This window comes from Novosphingobium terrae, from assembly GCF_017163935.1.
In the GTDB taxonomy this organism is placed as follows: Bacteria; Pseudomonadota; Alphaproteobacteria; order Sphingomonadales; family Sphingomonadaceae; genus Novosphingobium; species Novosphingobium terrae.
On the sequence record NZ_JABVZR010000002.1, the window covers coordinates 2164344 to 2179616 of the forward strand.

Consider the following 15273-nt stretch of genomic DNA (forward strand, 5'->3'; position numbering starts at 1 on the left):
TGTCAGGCCTGCCGCTCTGCCTCGATCAGGGCGCGCAGGCGGGCGATGTCGCGCTCCACCCGGTCCGGCAGGGCGTTGGTGATGCCCAGCACCAGCCCGTTCGGCCCCGCATCGCCCTCATACCATTGCGACAAAGCGGTGGGTGACAGGCCATCGGCCTGAAGGCGGCGCAGCAGGCGCCGGTCGCTGATGCCCTCGGGCAGGGCCATATGCACGGCCAGCCCGGCGGGCGTCACCGCAGCATCATGGTGGGCCAGCGCGGCGAGGGTGGCGGCGCGCCTTTGGGCATAGAGGCGCTTCATCTTGCGCAGATGGCGCAGATAATGCCCCTCGCGCAGAAAAGCCGCCAGCGCCAGCTGCGCCACATAATTGGGCGGCGGCACCAGCCATGTCGCGACATTCAGCAGGGGCTGCACCAGAGCCTCCGGCGCCACCACGAAGCCGATGCCGAGAGCTGGGCTGATCGTCTTGCTGAAAGAGCCGATATGGATGACCCGCCCGCTGCGGTCCTGCCCGGCCAGCGCCGGAGCGGCGCGGCCTTCCAGCTGCAACTCGCTGAGATAGTCATCCTCGATGATCCAGCTGCCCGCCGCCTCGGCCCAGGCGAGCAGCGCGCGCCGCCTTGCGGGTGACAGCACATGGCCCAGCGGCGCATGCTGCCCCGGCGTCACCACGGCCAGAGCAATATCCTCATCGCGCGCTCCGGCGATATCGATGCCTTCCGCATCGACGGGCAGGCCCACCGGCTCGATCCCCCCGAGACGCAGGCCCTGGCGGGTGAAGGGAAGGCCGGGGTTCTCCACCCATGCCTTGCTACCGTTGAGGGGCAAGGCGCGCAGCAGCAGGCCCAGGGCTCCCCGGAAGCTGCTGGTGATGAAGATCTGCCCGGGCAGGCAGGGCAGGCCGCGGGCGATGGCCAGATGGGCCGCAATCTCCCGCCGCAGCGCTTCGGTGCCGCGCGGGTCCTGCTGGCCCAGCCACATGGCCCCGGCGTCGGCGGCGCGCCGATGCAGCCGGGCCCAGAGCTTGGCGGGAAAGGCATCCTGCGCGGGGATGCCCATCTGGAACAGGCCGGGCTGGTCGGCGCCGGCAAAGCCCGGGGCGGGGCGCAGATCGGCGAAAGGGTCCTGCTCCGCGCCATGCTCCGGGGTGCCGTGGCGCGGGAGCCTGCCGGCCACATGGGTGCCCGCCGCGCCCGATGAGACCAGCAGGCCTTCATCGATCAGCCGCTCATAGGCGATCCGCACCGTGCCCCGGGCGACACCCAGCTGCGCCGACAGATCCTGCCATGAGGGCAGCCTTGCCCCGGTCACCAGCGTCTCCTGCCGGATGGCCTGACGCAGCCCGGCACAAATCTGCTCGGTCAGCGGGATGGGCAGCGAGCGGTCGATGCCGAGCAGGGGGGAGACGGTGGCTGTCATGGTCTCTGAAGGTCGATGCGATCTGAGGCATTCGGCCCTTCCCTGTCAACAGCCGAAGATGGGCGGGCCTTCGCCGCCGGGGCGCTCCTCATAGGCGATGCGATAGGTTCCGCCCGCCCGCTCGATGCGCGCGAAGCCGAGTTCCTCCAGATGCATGCCCGCGATCAGCAGGCGATCGGCACTGACGCAATCGAGCAGCCTTGCCCTTGTCTCCGCCGCGAGCGGGGCATCCTGATCGAAGGCGATGGTCACCTCGGGCCGGGCGATCTGGATCTGCGGGAAATGGACGATATCGCCCCAGATCAGCAGCGCGTCGGCGCCTGCCTCCAGTCGATAGCCGGTATGGCCTGCCGTATGGCCGGGCAGCGCCATGGCATGGATGCCCGGCAGCACCTCACCGCCTTCGAAGGGGCGCAGTCTTGGCCGATAGGCCTCCAGCACCTGCCGGGCGAGGCGGAAATTGCCGCGTGCCCGCTCGCTGGCGCGGGCCAGATGAGCGTCATCCTGCCAGAAGGCCATCTCCTGCTGCTGCACCACCAGTTCGGCCTGAGCGAAGCTGACCTGCCCCGCCGCATCCAGCAGGCCGCCGATATGATCGGGATGGGCATGCGTCAGCAGGATCGTGTCGATGTCGTCGGGGTTCAGGCCCATCAGAGCGAGATTGGCCTGAAGTGCGCCACCCCAGTTCTTGATGCCGCCTGCTCCGGCGTCGATCAGAATGCGTCTGCCGCCGCTCTGGACCAGATAGCAGTTGATATGCATCGACGAGGGGTTCTTCACCCCCGCCTGCTGCTGCATCCGGCTGGCCTCGTCGCTCTCGATGCTGGAGAGCAGGTCGAGCCCGGCATCGAGATAGCCGTCGCTGATGGCGGTGACGGTCAGGTCGCCGATGCGGAGGGTGGGGAAGGGCTGGGGGGACATCTGGGCCTCCGGTTGCGCGCTCAGCCGCGCGCGTGAATGTGGGTCGGGCTGTGGCCGAAGCAGCGGATGCGGGCGGCCATGCCGGTGTGATGCAGGATCGCCTCGTCCAGCGCGGTCATGAAGCACACCATCACCGGGGCGGGGCGGAAGGGTTCCAGCCGATAGTCGATCTGCGCGAAGACCGGGTGGCCGCGACCATGCCGAACCGGGACATGGATCACATGCACATTGTCCAGCGCCGCTCCCAGTAGGGTGACACACAGCTCTGTGCATTGCGCGGTGAGGGCGGTCAGGCGATCCCCGGCGGGCATGGCGTCGCAGGGCATGAAGAAGGTGACGTTGGGCATGGGTCAGCCCTTTGGGGCAGGGTTGGGGGTCAGCCGGGGCGTCATGGGGGCATAGGCATGCACAGCGGCGGGCAGGCGGGCGAGATCGGGCATATGCGCGCGCGCGATGGTGGCCAGCCAGCGCAGAGGCGGGTTTTTCGCCAGTGCGACCGCCTCGATGATGCAGGGCGCCGCGCCCAATTGCTGGAGCAGGTCCGGCCCTGCCGTGGTCAGCAGCAGCAGGTCCTCTTCGCCGACCTCCGGCATCAGCGTCAGCCCGGCATAGAGGTTGCGGTGCCAATCGGTGATATGCTGCTGCCAACGCGCGAAATTGCCGCCGCCCTTGCGCTGGTACTCCTCGCCGGTCAGCACATCGAGACTGTCGATGGCATGGGCCGCCAGATAGGTCGGGCAACCCGGGGTGAGCGCCCGGAAGCGCTGCGAGCTGCGAAAGCCCTGCACCGAGATCAGCGCGGGCAGCTTGTCCATGCTGTAGAAGCGGTTCCATTCCTCTTCGCTGGCGGGATCGGCGAAGCTGCATTCCACCGTATAGATCATGAGGGGCCTCTGGCTTGGGGCTGGCCTTGCGGCCTTGCCTTTTGTTGATGTTTGCTCATGATAGGCGCCCTGTTGGCCCAGAGAAGAACGATATGCGGTCATGCTTCGGTGATCAAATATCAAGCTGGCGCCCGCTCCTCTGAGGAACCCCATGCGCCGCAAGATCCCCAGCAATTCGGCCCTGATGGCTTTCGAGGCCTCGGCGCGGCATGGCAGTTTTGCCCGCGCCGCCAGCGAACTGGCGCTGACCGAAGGCGCCATCAGCCGCCAGATCGGCCGGCTGGAGGCCTTTCTGGGCGTCACCCTGTTCGAGCGTGTCGGCAACCGTGTCCGGTTGCTGCCCAATGGGGAGCGCTATGCCGCGCAGGTCCGCCAGTCGCTCGATCGGCTGGAGCGTGACAGCCAATATCTGATGGGTCAGCCGCGCGACGGCACCAGCATCGAGATCGCCACCATCCCCACTTTCGCAACCCGCTGGCTGATCCCGCGCCTGAAGCATTTTCAGCAGCGCCATCCGAGCATCACCGTCCATCTGGCCGAAAGGATGGAGCCCTTCCTGCTGGCTGACAGCGGCTTTGACGCGGCGATCCACTTCGACCACCCGGCCTGGACCGGGATGCGCAAGCTGCCCCTGCTTCAGGAACGGCTGGTGCCGGTCTGCCATCCCGCTCTGCTGGCGCGTGAGGGGGGAAAGGCCTCACTGGATGATCTGCCGCGCCTGCATCGGCGGCAGAACCCGGAGGCATGGCAGGATTATGCCAGGGAAACCGGGCTCAGCCTGACAAACCCTGCAATCGGCCCGCGCTATGATCTGCACAGCATGCTGATCGAGGCGGTTCTGGCCGGCCTGGGGGTGGCGCTGGTGCCCCGCCTGTATGTCGAGGCCGAGCTGGCCGATGGGCGGTTGGTTGCGCCTTGGCCCGATGCCGTTTCCATCGCGAAAACCTTCTGTCTGATCCTGCCCGAACCCATCCGCCTGAGCGAAGCGCCCGTGCAGGCCTTCGCGCAATGGCTGTTGGAGCAGGCGGCCCAGGGCTGCTGAAGGCCCTCAAGCGGGGGATACTGCGCCGATGGCAGCAGCCCCCGCCGCCATCACTTTTCCCGATCCGCAACCTGAGCGCGCAGCCCCGCCAGATCCTCGGCATTGTAATAGTGCCCATCATGCAGCACAGCGCCGATCCGGTGCAGATTGGCGGCACTGGCCACCGGATCGCCGTCGAGCAGCAGCAGATCGGCGGTCTTGCCCGCCTCCACCGTGCCCATGCTGGCCTCGCGATGGAGGTAGCGGGCGGGGTTGAGCGTGGTCATCTGCAGGATCGCCAGCGGCGGCAGCCCGGCCTGAGTCAGCAGGTCGAATTCCTGATGCAGGCCATAGCCGGGCACCACCCAGCCCGCGCCGCCCGTATCGTCGCCCGCCATCATCGGCACATGATGGTCGTAGAACAGCTTGGTCAACGCCAGTTGCGCGGTGAACAGGCGGCTCAGCACAGCGCGCGCGGGCTCGGTCATCACGGCCTTGTAGCGCTCGCCCGCCGCCTGCCAGACGGCGCGATCCGTGCCGATGACATAGCGCAGCTCGGGGTTGTTCACATAGGCCGGATCATCGCCGAATTCCATGGTGCGCACCCGGATCAGCGTCGGCGTCTGCCAGATGCCGCGCGCCGCCAGCACATCGGCCAGCGCGCCGCATTTGCCCGCATCATAGCTGTCCAGCACCTTGCCATAGGCCAGAATCGCGGGAAGCGGCGTGAAGGCCAGCGGATTGGCCAGCCCGATTGCGCCGGGCACGCCGGGCGGGGGCGTGCCCGCGCCATTTTTGGGCGCCTCGCCCTCGGCGGGCGGCGCCACGACCGGGCGTGGCGGCACAATGGCCGCGCGCAAGGCGCTTTCCTGCGAGGAACAGCCCAGCAGCAGTGCATCGCCGGGGCCGAGATGCTCGATGCCGTCCATGCCATGTTCGGCGGCTTCACGCGGGTTCACCAGCGGCAGGAGGTGGCCGGTGACCGTCAGCCCATCAGCCTTGGCGGCGGCATGGGCGGCAAACAGCACGGCGGGCGGCAGGCTGATCGCCTTGATGAAATCGGCGCCCTGCGCTTTCTGGCGGTGTACCTCGGCGACGGCCATCTCGGGCGTGGCGGCGTTCGGGCCGACCAGCAGCGATCCCGGCGTGACCAGCAAGGTGGGCGCCAGCTTGGGCATCAGCGTACCCGCCTTGCGCGCGGCGAGCAGCTCGGGCGAGCCGCTCATCTGCCGGAAGCCGGTGATGCCCATGGCCAGCATCATCTGCAGCTGGTTGGCCGTGTCGCCCGGGTTGAGCGGATGGGCATGCATGTCATTGTAGCCGGGCACGACAAACTTGCCGCTGGCATCGATCCGCTGGTCGCCGGGGGCGGCTTTGACCGTTCCGGCGGCGGCGATGCTGGCAATCCGGTTGCCCTCCACCACCACCGCGCGATGCGGGGTCAGCTTGCCGGTGCGCGTGTCGACGATGGTGGCATTGTCCAGCACGATGCGCTGCGCGCAGGCCCCCGAAGCCGTGCCGAGCGCGAGGGCAGCGCAGGCCACATGCAGCCCGAGGCGTTTGATCCTGACCATATCGGTTTCCTTCGATCGGGGGTTCAGCCTGCCACCGCAGCGCGTTCGTCCAGCAACTGGCTCAGCGTGTGGGCGAAGGATTCGGGCTTCACCGCATAGCCCAGATGAGCGCCGGGGAAGATCTGCAGCGGCGCGCCCAGCTTTGCCGACAGGGCATGGGCGATGGGGGTGGTGGGGTTGGCAGGGTCCTGCATTTCCTCGCCCACGCCGATCACCAGACGGTTCGCTTCCTGCTTCAGCGTGGTCATATCGAGCTGCACCGGCGGATAGTGGCGCATCTCATGCTCGAACCAATAGGTCATGTTCTTGACGATCTGGGGCGCGGGTGTGCCCGACATGGTTTGCGCAAAGACCTGATGATCCGAGGTGGGCGTCTGCATCCAGACGCTCATAAAGCGCTTCATTGCCGCGCCGATGCCCTCTGCCTTGTAGAGATCGTAGATGGCAAGGTTTTCGGCGATCAGCTCATCGCCCTTGGGGTGATGGTGCGAGGCGGGCGGTTCATGCGCGATCAGCGTCTCGACGACCTCGGGGTGGCGCGCCAGCACGGTCAGCGCCACGATGGCGCCCGAACTGCTGCCCAGAATGGTGGCGCGGGTCTTGCCCGTATGCGCGATCAGGCGCGCCACATCGTCGGCATCGGTCTCCAGTCTATGGGCATAGTCCTGCTCGCCATCGAGCGTGCTGCGGGAAAAGCCCCGGCGGTCGTAGATCAGCACGGTGAAGCGGTCCTGCAGTTGCTGTGCAATGGCCTGAAACACCATGGCCGAGCCTTGGGCGCCGGGGATGAACACGATCAGCGGCCCTTCCCCGATGGTTTCGAAATGCAGCTCGGCGCCGGGGACTTGCAATGTGCTCACGGGGATGTCTCCTCTCGCAGGGGGGGATTTAGAACTTGACCGAAACGCGGCCGCCGAAGGTGCGCGGCGGTGTCGTGCCCACAACGGACAGGTTGATCAGCGGCGCGGGCGACTGGAAGGTGGGCACGCGATTGTCCTCGATGTTGCGCACAAAGGCGGCGGCGGACCAGCGGCCATTGGCAGGCCCAAAGGAAATCTGCGCATTGGTCTGCCAGCTGTGATCGACATAGCCGCCGCCATCGCTGACATAGGCAAAGTTGATGAAGCGCCCGCTCTTATACTGCGTGTCCAGCCCCAGCACGATCTTGTAATCGCCGACCGGAATGGTTTGCTGCGCGCCCAGATTCATCGTCCAGCGCGGCGCATTGTTGGCGGCAAAGCCCGAGCAGTTGATGATATAGACCGCGCCGCTCAGCGTATAGGGGCAGCCCGTAACCGGCGGGGCCGAAGCACCCGTGGTGTAGATGAAGGAGGTGTTCTGGGCGTGCAGATACTGGATATCGGCGCTCAGCAGCGTGGTTTTGGTGATCAGCGCCTGGGTTTCCACCTCCACGCCGTAAATCTTCGAGCTGCCGATGTTGTCGGTGAAATTGGCGTTATTGCCATTGCTGTCGAGCCCGACATGGTTGACCTGCTGATTGCGATAATTCCAGAGGAAGCCTTCAAGGTTCAACTGCAGGCGGTTGTCGAAAAAGCGGTTCTTGCTGCCCAGCGTATAGGCGGTGATGGTTTCGGGCTGATAGGTCTCATGGCCGACCGCCGCGGCAAAACCGCCCGAGCGATAGCCGGTCTCGACACTGGCATAGAGCAGGGAATGGCGGGTCAGATCATACTCCACCGCGCCGCGCCAGGTGACGCGCTGGTTGGTAAGCTGTGAATTGTAGCTGCTGTCGGTGCGGGTGACGATGGCGCCGCTGGTGCCCAAGGGCGCTGCGGGTACGCCTTGCGGCGGGAAGGCGAAGGGCAGTTGCGAGGGCATGTCCACAAGGGGGAACAGCGGCGCTGTGGGGCAGCCGACCGTGGCGGGGGCGCGGCAGACGATCACCCCGGTGATGCCGTTGCTGACGAAATCCTTATGGTCATGCGTGTAGCGGATACCGCCGACAAGGCGCAGCCTGTCTGTCAGATTGGCGGTCAGGCGGCCGAAGGGCGCCCATGAGGCGGTGTTGATCCGCTGGTCGGTCCATGAGGCCTGAGCGAAGACATTGACATCGGCATGATAGGCTTCGGTTTCATGGTAATAGAGCATGCCCAGCGTGTAGGAAAACATGCCGATGCGGTTGCCGTTGAAGCGCAATTCACCGCTGTATTGCGAGTCATCTTCCTTGGTCTTGTAGAAGAAGGCGGCGGCATCGGCTGAATAATCCAGCTTGGAATCGCGCCATGCCGGAATGAAGGTCAGTGTTCCGGCATCGGTTTTCCAGCTGATCTCGGCATTGGCGCCGTAGAAGCGGTTGTTCTGATAGGGCAATGGGGAGAGCGCACCCAATGTCCGCCCCGAAAGTCCGACATAGGTGCCCTGACGGAAAGCCTGGGATGCCGGCGTGTACAGGCCCTGATCCACCGGAATATTGGCCGGCACAAAGGTGTAATTGGCCGTGGCGGGGTTCAGCACATATTTCCCGGTGTAGCTGACGCTGTAACCGTAACCGCCATTATGCGCGTAATCGATCCCGATCCGCGCCGTCAGCCGGTCGGTCAGCCTGCCGCCCATCTGGAAGCGCAGGCCTTCGGTGCGGTCGTCAGAGGTGCCGTCTTTCAGATAGCCGTCGCGCCGGGTGATCGTGCCGGAGAGGCGGGCCGCGCCATCCTGCCCCATAGCCAGATTGATTGCCCCTTCCGCATTGAAGGCGTTGTAATTGCCGTAGCTGGCGGTGGCATAGCCCGAATTCTCGCCATAATGCGGATGTTCGGGGTTGACGTTGATCGCCCCGCCCGTGGCATTGCGGCCATAGAGCGTGCCTTGCGGACCTTTCAGCACTTCGACGCGCGACAGGTCGAAGAAGGCGCCTGTGGTCGAGGTGGGGCGGCCGACATAGACATTGTCATAGTTGTAGGCGATGGCCGGATCGCTGGTGGGCACCACGGTGAAATTGCCCACGCCGCGCAGGAAGATCAGATTGCCGGTGCTGCTGGGCTCCACCGTCAGGGCGGGCACATGGTCGCTGAGCAGGCTGGCGTTGGTGGTGCCCGCGGCGACCAGATCGGCGCCGGTCACCACATCCACGGCCACGGCGGCGCGCTGCAGGTTTTCCTCACGCCGTTGAGCAGTCACGATAATTTCGCTTAATTGCGGGCTGCCGGCAGCCGCGCCCCCCGATGGTGTGTCGCTTTGAGCAAAGGCCATCCCCGGAACCAAAGCCAGACACGCAACCGTGCTCATCAAAGCGGTGTGCATGATCATCTCCCCAGATGTTTTGTTTTCTGTCACCGGGGCGGCTTTGGCCGCTCCCGGGCAGTTGCAGCGATGCTATTCTGTTAGCGCAATGTGTGAGCGATGCAGATTTGCGATGACTGATGACGAGGCCGTATCGGTGATCGCGGGCCGTTGAGGGATCGGGGCGCGCGCGTGTTTAAAAGCCGCGCAGCTTCTGGTTGCACCATTTCTTGGGCCATCGGTGCAAGCGGCTGGGGATCAGGCGATCACGCGCCCTGCAAGACTGTTTCGTATCGGGTTTTTGCCGGGATATCAAAGCTGGTTGGTGACTGTGTCGATCTCGTTCAGGTGCCTGGATTTTTCCTTTTCTGCAAGGAACGAGCCGATGAAGGAATTGCGTGCCAGTTGGATCAGCCCCTCGCGGGTCAAGGCGCCAGCGGATACCAGAACGTAGAAGTTACGTTCACATAAATACCGAGATCAAACCCCGCATTTCGATTATGCTGAGATGCGCAGAAATCTACGATATTTCGATCTTTCTACACAGATCTAGCCAAGACAAGAACAAATCTAGGCATCAATGCTGACATCTTTTACGGAGTCAAAATTCTAATAAAGGGCAACGCCTGCGCGCTCTAATCGTCCCTTGCAGCCGTTCACATGGCGATGTTGGCATAGATGCGCGTTAAGTTACCCCGCCTCGGATCATCGTTGGCCCAAGGGCATCTAATCCGACGCTCGCTGGTCCGCATCCAGTCTAGGTGCACCAATCTACGCTATGGCGCTCGACAACGCGCCATGGCTTCCGGAGTTGCCATAGCCTGCCACGATCGATGCCCTACCTTGCCTTCTCCGAGCTTGCCTTGGCCGCAACTGTGCTCTTCTGGTTCCGATCAACCAGTCCTGAACCTAAGTTGGGTTTCCTTGTCAGTGTTTCCCAATTAGGAGGCCACCCCATTATGGTAGGCTAGATGAAAGCGTTGCCTGTCCGGCAAACAGGACCTTTGTCACATCGCTGACGCCCTACCGGACTGATTGGTCACTGCCAGTATCATGCGATATCCAGTTCCGCGCGCAATGCGGCAATCAGGTCGGGAATCCGTGTCAGTTGCCCTTCCTCCTCGTCCAGGATGGCGGTGAACAGCGCCTGCCGGATCGCCGTCCGTTCCTCGACGGGGATGGCCACCGGGCAAGCCGACCACACAATGTCGAGCAGGCGCCCCCCGCCGTGCAGGCGCCCCATCAGATAATCATGCTCGCGCCAGGCGCGGCTGAAAAAGGCGCCGAACTGATGCATCGCTTCGCCTTTCAGCCGTCGCGCCAGACCGGTTTCGCCCTGCTCGCCTTGCCAGTCCATGGGGGAAATGCGATCGATGCGGACGGGCGATGTTTCGGCCAGATCGTTCTGCTGGAACCATGCCAGCGTGGCGGCGTCATGATAGGCGAAACCAAGATAAGCCACCATCACCGCCTGAACCAGCGCATCGGGCAGCTCGGTGAGCGCTTCGGCCAGAACCGCGTCCACCTGCCGGTCCAGCCGGTCCATCCCCCGCGCTTCGGCCAGACCGCGCAGCGCCGCACCCGGATGGAACTCCCAATCCGCATCCTGCGCCCCACTTTGCACGGCGCCCAGCGTCAGCGAGAGCGCCTGCCACGCGGCGGCGCTGGCCCGGTCCTGGGCGGTTTCGGCGATCTCGGGTTGCGCCTCGCGTGCCTGATCCAGCCGCGCGATCAGGTGCCGCATGCGCCGCTGACGATAGGCCACGTCATGGTCGCGCAGGAAGCCGATCAGCTCGCCCGAGAGGCCCGGCCCCTCCGATGGCGTCAGGCGCAGGTTGGCCCGCGCCCACCGCCCCAATGTCTCACGGGAGGCGCCGGTGCTGGCGGCGATCTGGTCCAGCGTAGCCTCCAGCTTATAAAGCGCATAGGCGTGATAGGCATAGCCCGCCTGCTGCGCCGCTGCGTGTTGCGCGGCGGCCCGCCATGCGCCCAATTGCCGGGCGGCGGGGCGCGCGCTCAGGATTTCTTTGCCCAGCACCAGCCGCACGGCCTTGGTCACCTCATCCTGAATGCCGCTGGCGATGTCATGGGCGCGCTGCAGGGCGGCCGATTGGCGGGTGAGCGATTCAAGGTTGTCACGGATGGGCTGTTCGCGCGGAATGGTTGAAATGGCGCGAAAGATCACCGGAAAGAAGCCCGGTGAGCCGTCGCCGGCGGGTTCCGCCTGCAGGGATCGCGATTGCGTGGGGTCGACATAGACGAGGCGGCGGTCGACCTCCACCTCGGCGGGGCGGGCGGAGAGGGCGGCGATGGCCGGGCCGAAAGGGGCGTTGACCAGCACCGATCCGTCCATCAGGGCAACTTTGTCCAAATCGCCTTTGGCCGCATGGGCGGGCATGATCCGCGCCAGAAATGCATCGCGCCCCGGCCAGACTTGCTCGCGGGCGGTCATCATCCGGTCGATTTCACTCACCTGCAAGGGTGGGAAGGCGCCGGGAAAGCTGGCCGTGGCCCGCGCGGCAAAGACCAGCTCGGGCAGGGAGGCCCAGGGCCCCGCCGAGGATGAGGCCCGAAAATCGATGGACACACGATGTTCAAGCTCTTCCACCCAGTCCGGACTGTGGAGCGCGATGCGCTGGACATAGCCGGTGCAGTCCGTTGCCGTGGTGAACAGGTCAAGCGGGTGGGCATCGGGCAGCAGGCGCGCGCCCGCCGGGCTGGCGGCCATCTCGTCCAGCGCCTCGGCGATCAGGCCGGAAAAGCCGATGCCGCTAAAGGGGGCCTCGAACCAGCGGGCGCGCACCAGATGGGCCAGCCTGCTGCGCACCTCCGGCTCGTCGGCGGGCAGAACCGGCTCCCCGGCGCCCAGCATGCGCCCCATCAGCGGCGCCAGCCACTGCTTGGCCGTCCCGCGCCATGTGCCCTCTTCCTTGGTGAGCAACTGGTCGATATCGGCTCGTTCCAGCCAAAGGCGCGTCAGCGGTTCGAGCGATTGGCCCGACTGAATGGCCTGAGCCAGAAACACGCTGTTGAGCCCGCCCGCACTGGCCCCGGCGACGATATCGGGCAGGATGGACAGATTGAGCCCGCCCCGTTGCCCGATCGTGTCCAGCATGGCGGCGTAGACCTGCTCGACGCGATGCAGGGAAGGGGTGGTGTGTTGGTGGTCGGGGCGCTGACGAGCGGTGCTCGCCCGGGCCAGATGCCACACTTCCTTTGTTACGCCATGCATGTAAACGGCAAGGCTGATCCCACCATAACAGACCAGAGCGATGCGGAGTTCCTTACGGCGCATGGTTGGTAATGTGCGCCTTTGCCCCGTTGATGGCAATCGCCCGTCCAAATAACGGTTCTGTGCTGCAATGTGTTTGAAAAGAAGCTTTTTCTTAGCGCAAACATCGCCACGCCCATCGCGCAGGCATCATGTTGTGTCTGCGTGAGCAGTATGCGCGGCTCCTGCTCGCGTCGGCATCGGCGGCACACACCTTTCCAACACAATCGCTTCCGGGTCAGGCAGGGCGGCAATGGATGAGGCAATCAGCAGGAGCGGATCGCGGAGCGTTCATCCATTCATCCACCTCGATCCTATCTACCGTGTGAACGGAAGGTAGCTTACAAAGAGTACATTTGGGCAGGAAAGGAGCGCTTTGTCAGCGTTGGGATCATTCCAACACGAGCTGCTCAGCCAGAAAATCGACGAAAACCCTTGTCTTGGGCGGCAGATAGCGACTGGCCGGCCACAGCACGCGAAACGATCCGGCATCGCGCAAATATCCATCCATCAGTTTCACCAGCCGTCCCGAACGCAACTGGTCAGCCACCGCGAAGGGCGGAAGGCAGGCGATGCCAAAGCCCTGCTCGGCCAGATAGACCAGGGGATCTATCGTGCTGACCACCGTGCTTTTCGGCAGATCCAGCGCCAGATCCACGCCATCGCGCACCAGCGGCCAGGGCTCCAGCCGGCCGCTGTTCATATAGCGGTGATGCAGGCAATCATGCTGCAACAAATCCTCGGGCGCTTGCGGCACGCCGCGTTGTTCCAGATAGGAGGGCGACGCTACGATGCGGTGGCGAAAGACACCCAGCTTGCGGCTCATCAAGCGGCTGTCGGCGATATCGCCGGTGCGGATCACCGCGTCGAAGCCCTCCTCGATCACCGAAACCATGCGGTCGGTGAAATCGATGTCCATGCTGATCGCGGGCCAGGCTTTCATGAAGCCGGCGATCACCGGCATCAGCAGCATCCCGGCAATCGGCAAACTGATGCGCAGTACGCCTTGAGGCGCGGCTGTGGACTGGATCAGCATCGCCTCGGCGGCATCGACCTCCTCGAAGATGCGGCGGCTGTGGTCGAGGAAGGTCGTGCCCTCCGCCGTCAATGTCATGCTGCGGGTGCTGCGATGGAAGAGGCGCACGCCCAATCGTTCTTCCAGCCGCGCGATGGCCTTGCCCACTGCCGAGGCCGAGACGCCCAGATCGCGCGCCGCCGCCACGAAGCTACCCGCCTCTGCGGTACGGACAAACGCATTGAGAGCGCCCAGACGATCCAAAGCCTGATCTTTCAATTGCGGACTCAAGAGTCCTGACTGAAAAGAACTCTAGCTTATTTTTCTGCAGGCAAGCCAGATTTATCTCCCGACGCGCCGGACCATCCCGGCGCTCGTCAGGATCAGCACCATGCCCCATCAGGCCACATTCAGCGCTAACCCCACACCAACAACCTTCATCGTCAACGTCATCCACGCTCACCCCGGCAAGCAGGATGAAGCCTTCGCGGTGATCGAGCAGGTCGTGCGCTATGTCGCCGCCAACAAGCCGGGCTTCCTATGGAGCAATCTTTCGCGCAGCACCGATGGGCAGACGGTGGTCAACATCGAAGCCATCGCCCATGCCGACCGTGTGGACGCCTTTTTCAGCGATCCGGTCTTTGTGGACCTCTTTGTCCGGCTCGATGCGGTTTCAAGCAGCGAATTTCATACCTATAGCGTAGGCGAACTGATCTTCCCCGCCTTACCGGAAGGGCAGGGTTGATGGCCGCTACCACATCCGGGCGCTTACCGATGGCTGGCCTGCTCGCCTTGGCCGCCGCCGGTTTCCTGACCATCCTCACCGAAACGCTGCCTGCCGGACTGTTGCCGCAGATTGCGCTAGGGTTGGGCATATCGCAGGCCATGGCCGGGCAGATGGTGACAATCTACGCGCTGGGTTCACTGGTGGCGGCCATTCCGTTGACAAGCGCAACCCAGCACTGGCGCCGTCGCCCCTTGCTGCTCACAGCCATTGCCGGTTTCGCGATCGTCAATCTGGTGACGGCGATCTCCACCTCCTTTGCCGTGATCATGACGGCGCGCCTTCTGGCGGGCGTTTCGGCGGGGCTGCTCTGGGCCCTGCTGGCGGGCCACGCCGGCCGCATGGTCGCGCCGCAGCTACAGGGGAAGGCGATCGCCGTGGCCATGGTCGGTACGCCGCTGGCGCTGTCGGTCGGGCTTCCTGCGGGGACCGTGCTGGGTGTGCTGGTTGGCTGGCGGATCAGCTTTGCCATCATGAGCGGGCTGACGCTGTTGTTGATCGGGTGGACATGTCTTGCCGTTCCTGATTTTCCCGGCACCCGCAAGGATCGAACAGCATCGCTGGGCCGTGTTCTGACGCTGCCCGGACTGCTGCCTGTGCTGATCGTGACGCTTGGCTTCGTGTTGGCTCACAACATCCTCTATACCTACATCGCGCCCTTCCTCATCCGAGGTGGCATGGAGGGGCAGACCGATCGTGTACTTCTGGCTTTCGGCGTCGCGGCGCTGGGGGGCATCTGGGTGATTGGCGTGCATATCGACCGATGGTTGTCACGGCTGACTGTGGGTTCCATTCTGCTCTTTGCGGTGGCTGCGCTGCTGCTGGGGGCCGCTGCTTCGCCTCTGGCCGTCTATAGTGGGGTGTTGTTGTGGGGGCTGGCCTTCGGGGGCGCGGCCACCTTGTTCCAGACAGCATCGGCGAAGGCCGCCGGGCCTCATGCCGATGTGGCGCAGTCGATGATCGTGACGGTTTGGAATCTGGCCATTGCCGGAGGAGGGTTAGCAGGAGGCCTGATCCTTGATTGCCTGGGGGCCAAGGCTCTTGCGTGGAGCGTGCTGCCACTGCTCACTTTGGCGATGATATTTGCCAGACAAAATGCCTTGGACCGCATGGTGGCGGACGTTTGATGCATGGCCTTGGCCTAC

General features: G+C 64.5%; 12 protein-coding genes. 3 read left to right on the top strand and 9 right to left on the bottom strand.

Going from position 1 to position 15273, the window contains the following annotated elements; all coding sequences use genetic code 11:
• Positions 1–2 precede the first annotated feature (2 nt).
• The 4 genes from pdxR to HGK27_RS27435 are packed head-to-tail and all read right to left on the bottom strand — an operon-like array spanning position 3 to position 3226.
• Positions 3–1421 carry a MocR-like pyridoxine biosynthesis transcription factor PdxR gene (pdxR, locus tag HGK27_RS27420; protein WP_206243974.1) on the bottom strand — a complete coding sequence of 473 codons (1419 nt, stop codon included), beginning with the start codon at positions 1419–1421 and terminating at the stop codon, positions 3–5.
• A gap of 45 nt (positions 1422–1466) precedes the next feature.
• A complete protein-coding gene (locus HGK27_RS27425) occupies positions 1467–2342 on the bottom strand; it encodes an MBL fold metallo-hydrolase (protein ID WP_206243975.1) in 876 nt (291 codons plus the stop codon).
• Positions 2343–2362: 20 nt separating this feature from the next.
• The gene (locus tag HGK27_RS27430; RefSeq protein WP_206243976.1) at positions 2363–2689 is read right to left on the bottom strand and encodes a hypothetical protein; all 327 of its coding nucleotides are present in this window, start codon (positions 2687–2689) and stop codon (positions 2363–2365) included.
• A gap of 3 nt (positions 2690–2692) precedes the next feature.
• Positions 2693–3226, bottom strand: coding sequence for a hypothetical protein (locus tag HGK27_RS27435; RefSeq protein ID WP_206243977.1), 534 nt, complete (start codon positions 3224–3226; stop codon positions 2693–2695).
• 151 nt (positions 3227–3377) lie between these two features.
• Here HGK27_RS27435 and HGK27_RS27440 point away from each other — a divergent pair, with 151 nt between their 5' ends.
• The gene (locus tag HGK27_RS27440; protein WP_206243978.1) at positions 3378–4268 is read left to right on the top strand and encodes a LysR substrate-binding domain-containing protein; all 891 of its coding nucleotides are present in this window, start codon (positions 3378–3380) and stop codon (positions 4266–4268) included.
• A gap of 50 nt (positions 4269–4318) precedes the next feature.
• On the opposite strand, the gene HGK27_RS27445 is transcribed toward HGK27_RS27440, so the two are convergent.
• The 5 genes from HGK27_RS27445 to HGK27_RS27465 form a co-directional block, all read right to left on the bottom strand.
• A complete protein-coding gene (locus HGK27_RS27445) occupies positions 4319–5821 on the bottom strand; it encodes an amidohydrolase family protein (RefSeq protein WP_206243979.1) in 1503 nt (500 codons plus the stop codon).
• Between the two features lie 23 nt (positions 5822–5844).
• Positions 5845–6681 carry an alpha/beta hydrolase gene (locus HGK27_RS27450; protein WP_206243980.1) on the bottom strand — a complete coding sequence of 279 codons (837 nt, stop codon included), beginning with the start codon at positions 6679–6681 and terminating at the stop codon, positions 5845–5847.
• A 28-nt stretch (positions 6682–6709) separates the two neighbouring features.
• Positions 6710–8956, bottom strand: a complete 2247-nt coding sequence (locus tag HGK27_RS27455; protein WP_241127544.1) for a TonB-dependent receptor — start codon at positions 8954–8956, stop codon at positions 6710–6712.
• Positions 8957–10109: 1153 nt separating this feature from the next.
• On the bottom strand, positions 10110–12353 hold the full coding sequence (locus tag HGK27_RS27460; protein ID WP_206243982.1) for a patatin-like protein: 2244 nt from the start codon (positions 12351–12353) through the stop codon (positions 10110–10112).
• 367 nt (positions 12354–12720) lie between these two features.
• Positions 12721–13608, bottom strand: a complete 888-nt coding sequence (locus HGK27_RS27465) for a LysR family transcriptional regulator (protein WP_206243983.1) — start codon at positions 13606–13608, stop codon at positions 12721–12723.
• Between the two features lie 127 nt (positions 13609–13735).
• Between HGK27_RS27465 and HGK27_RS27470 the strand changes: the two genes are divergently transcribed.
• On the top strand, positions 13736–14089 hold the full coding sequence (locus HGK27_RS27470; RefSeq protein ID WP_206243984.1) for an antibiotic biosynthesis monooxygenase: 354 nt from the start codon (positions 13736–13738) through the stop codon (positions 14087–14089).
• Positions 14089–15255, top strand: a complete 1167-nt coding sequence (locus HGK27_RS27475; protein ID WP_206243985.1) for an MFS transporter — start codon at positions 14089–14091, stop codon at positions 15253–15255. Before HGK27_RS27470 ends, HGK27_RS27475 begins: the two co-directional genes overlap by 1 nt.
• The last annotated feature ends 18 nt before the right edge of the window (positions 15256–15273 follow it).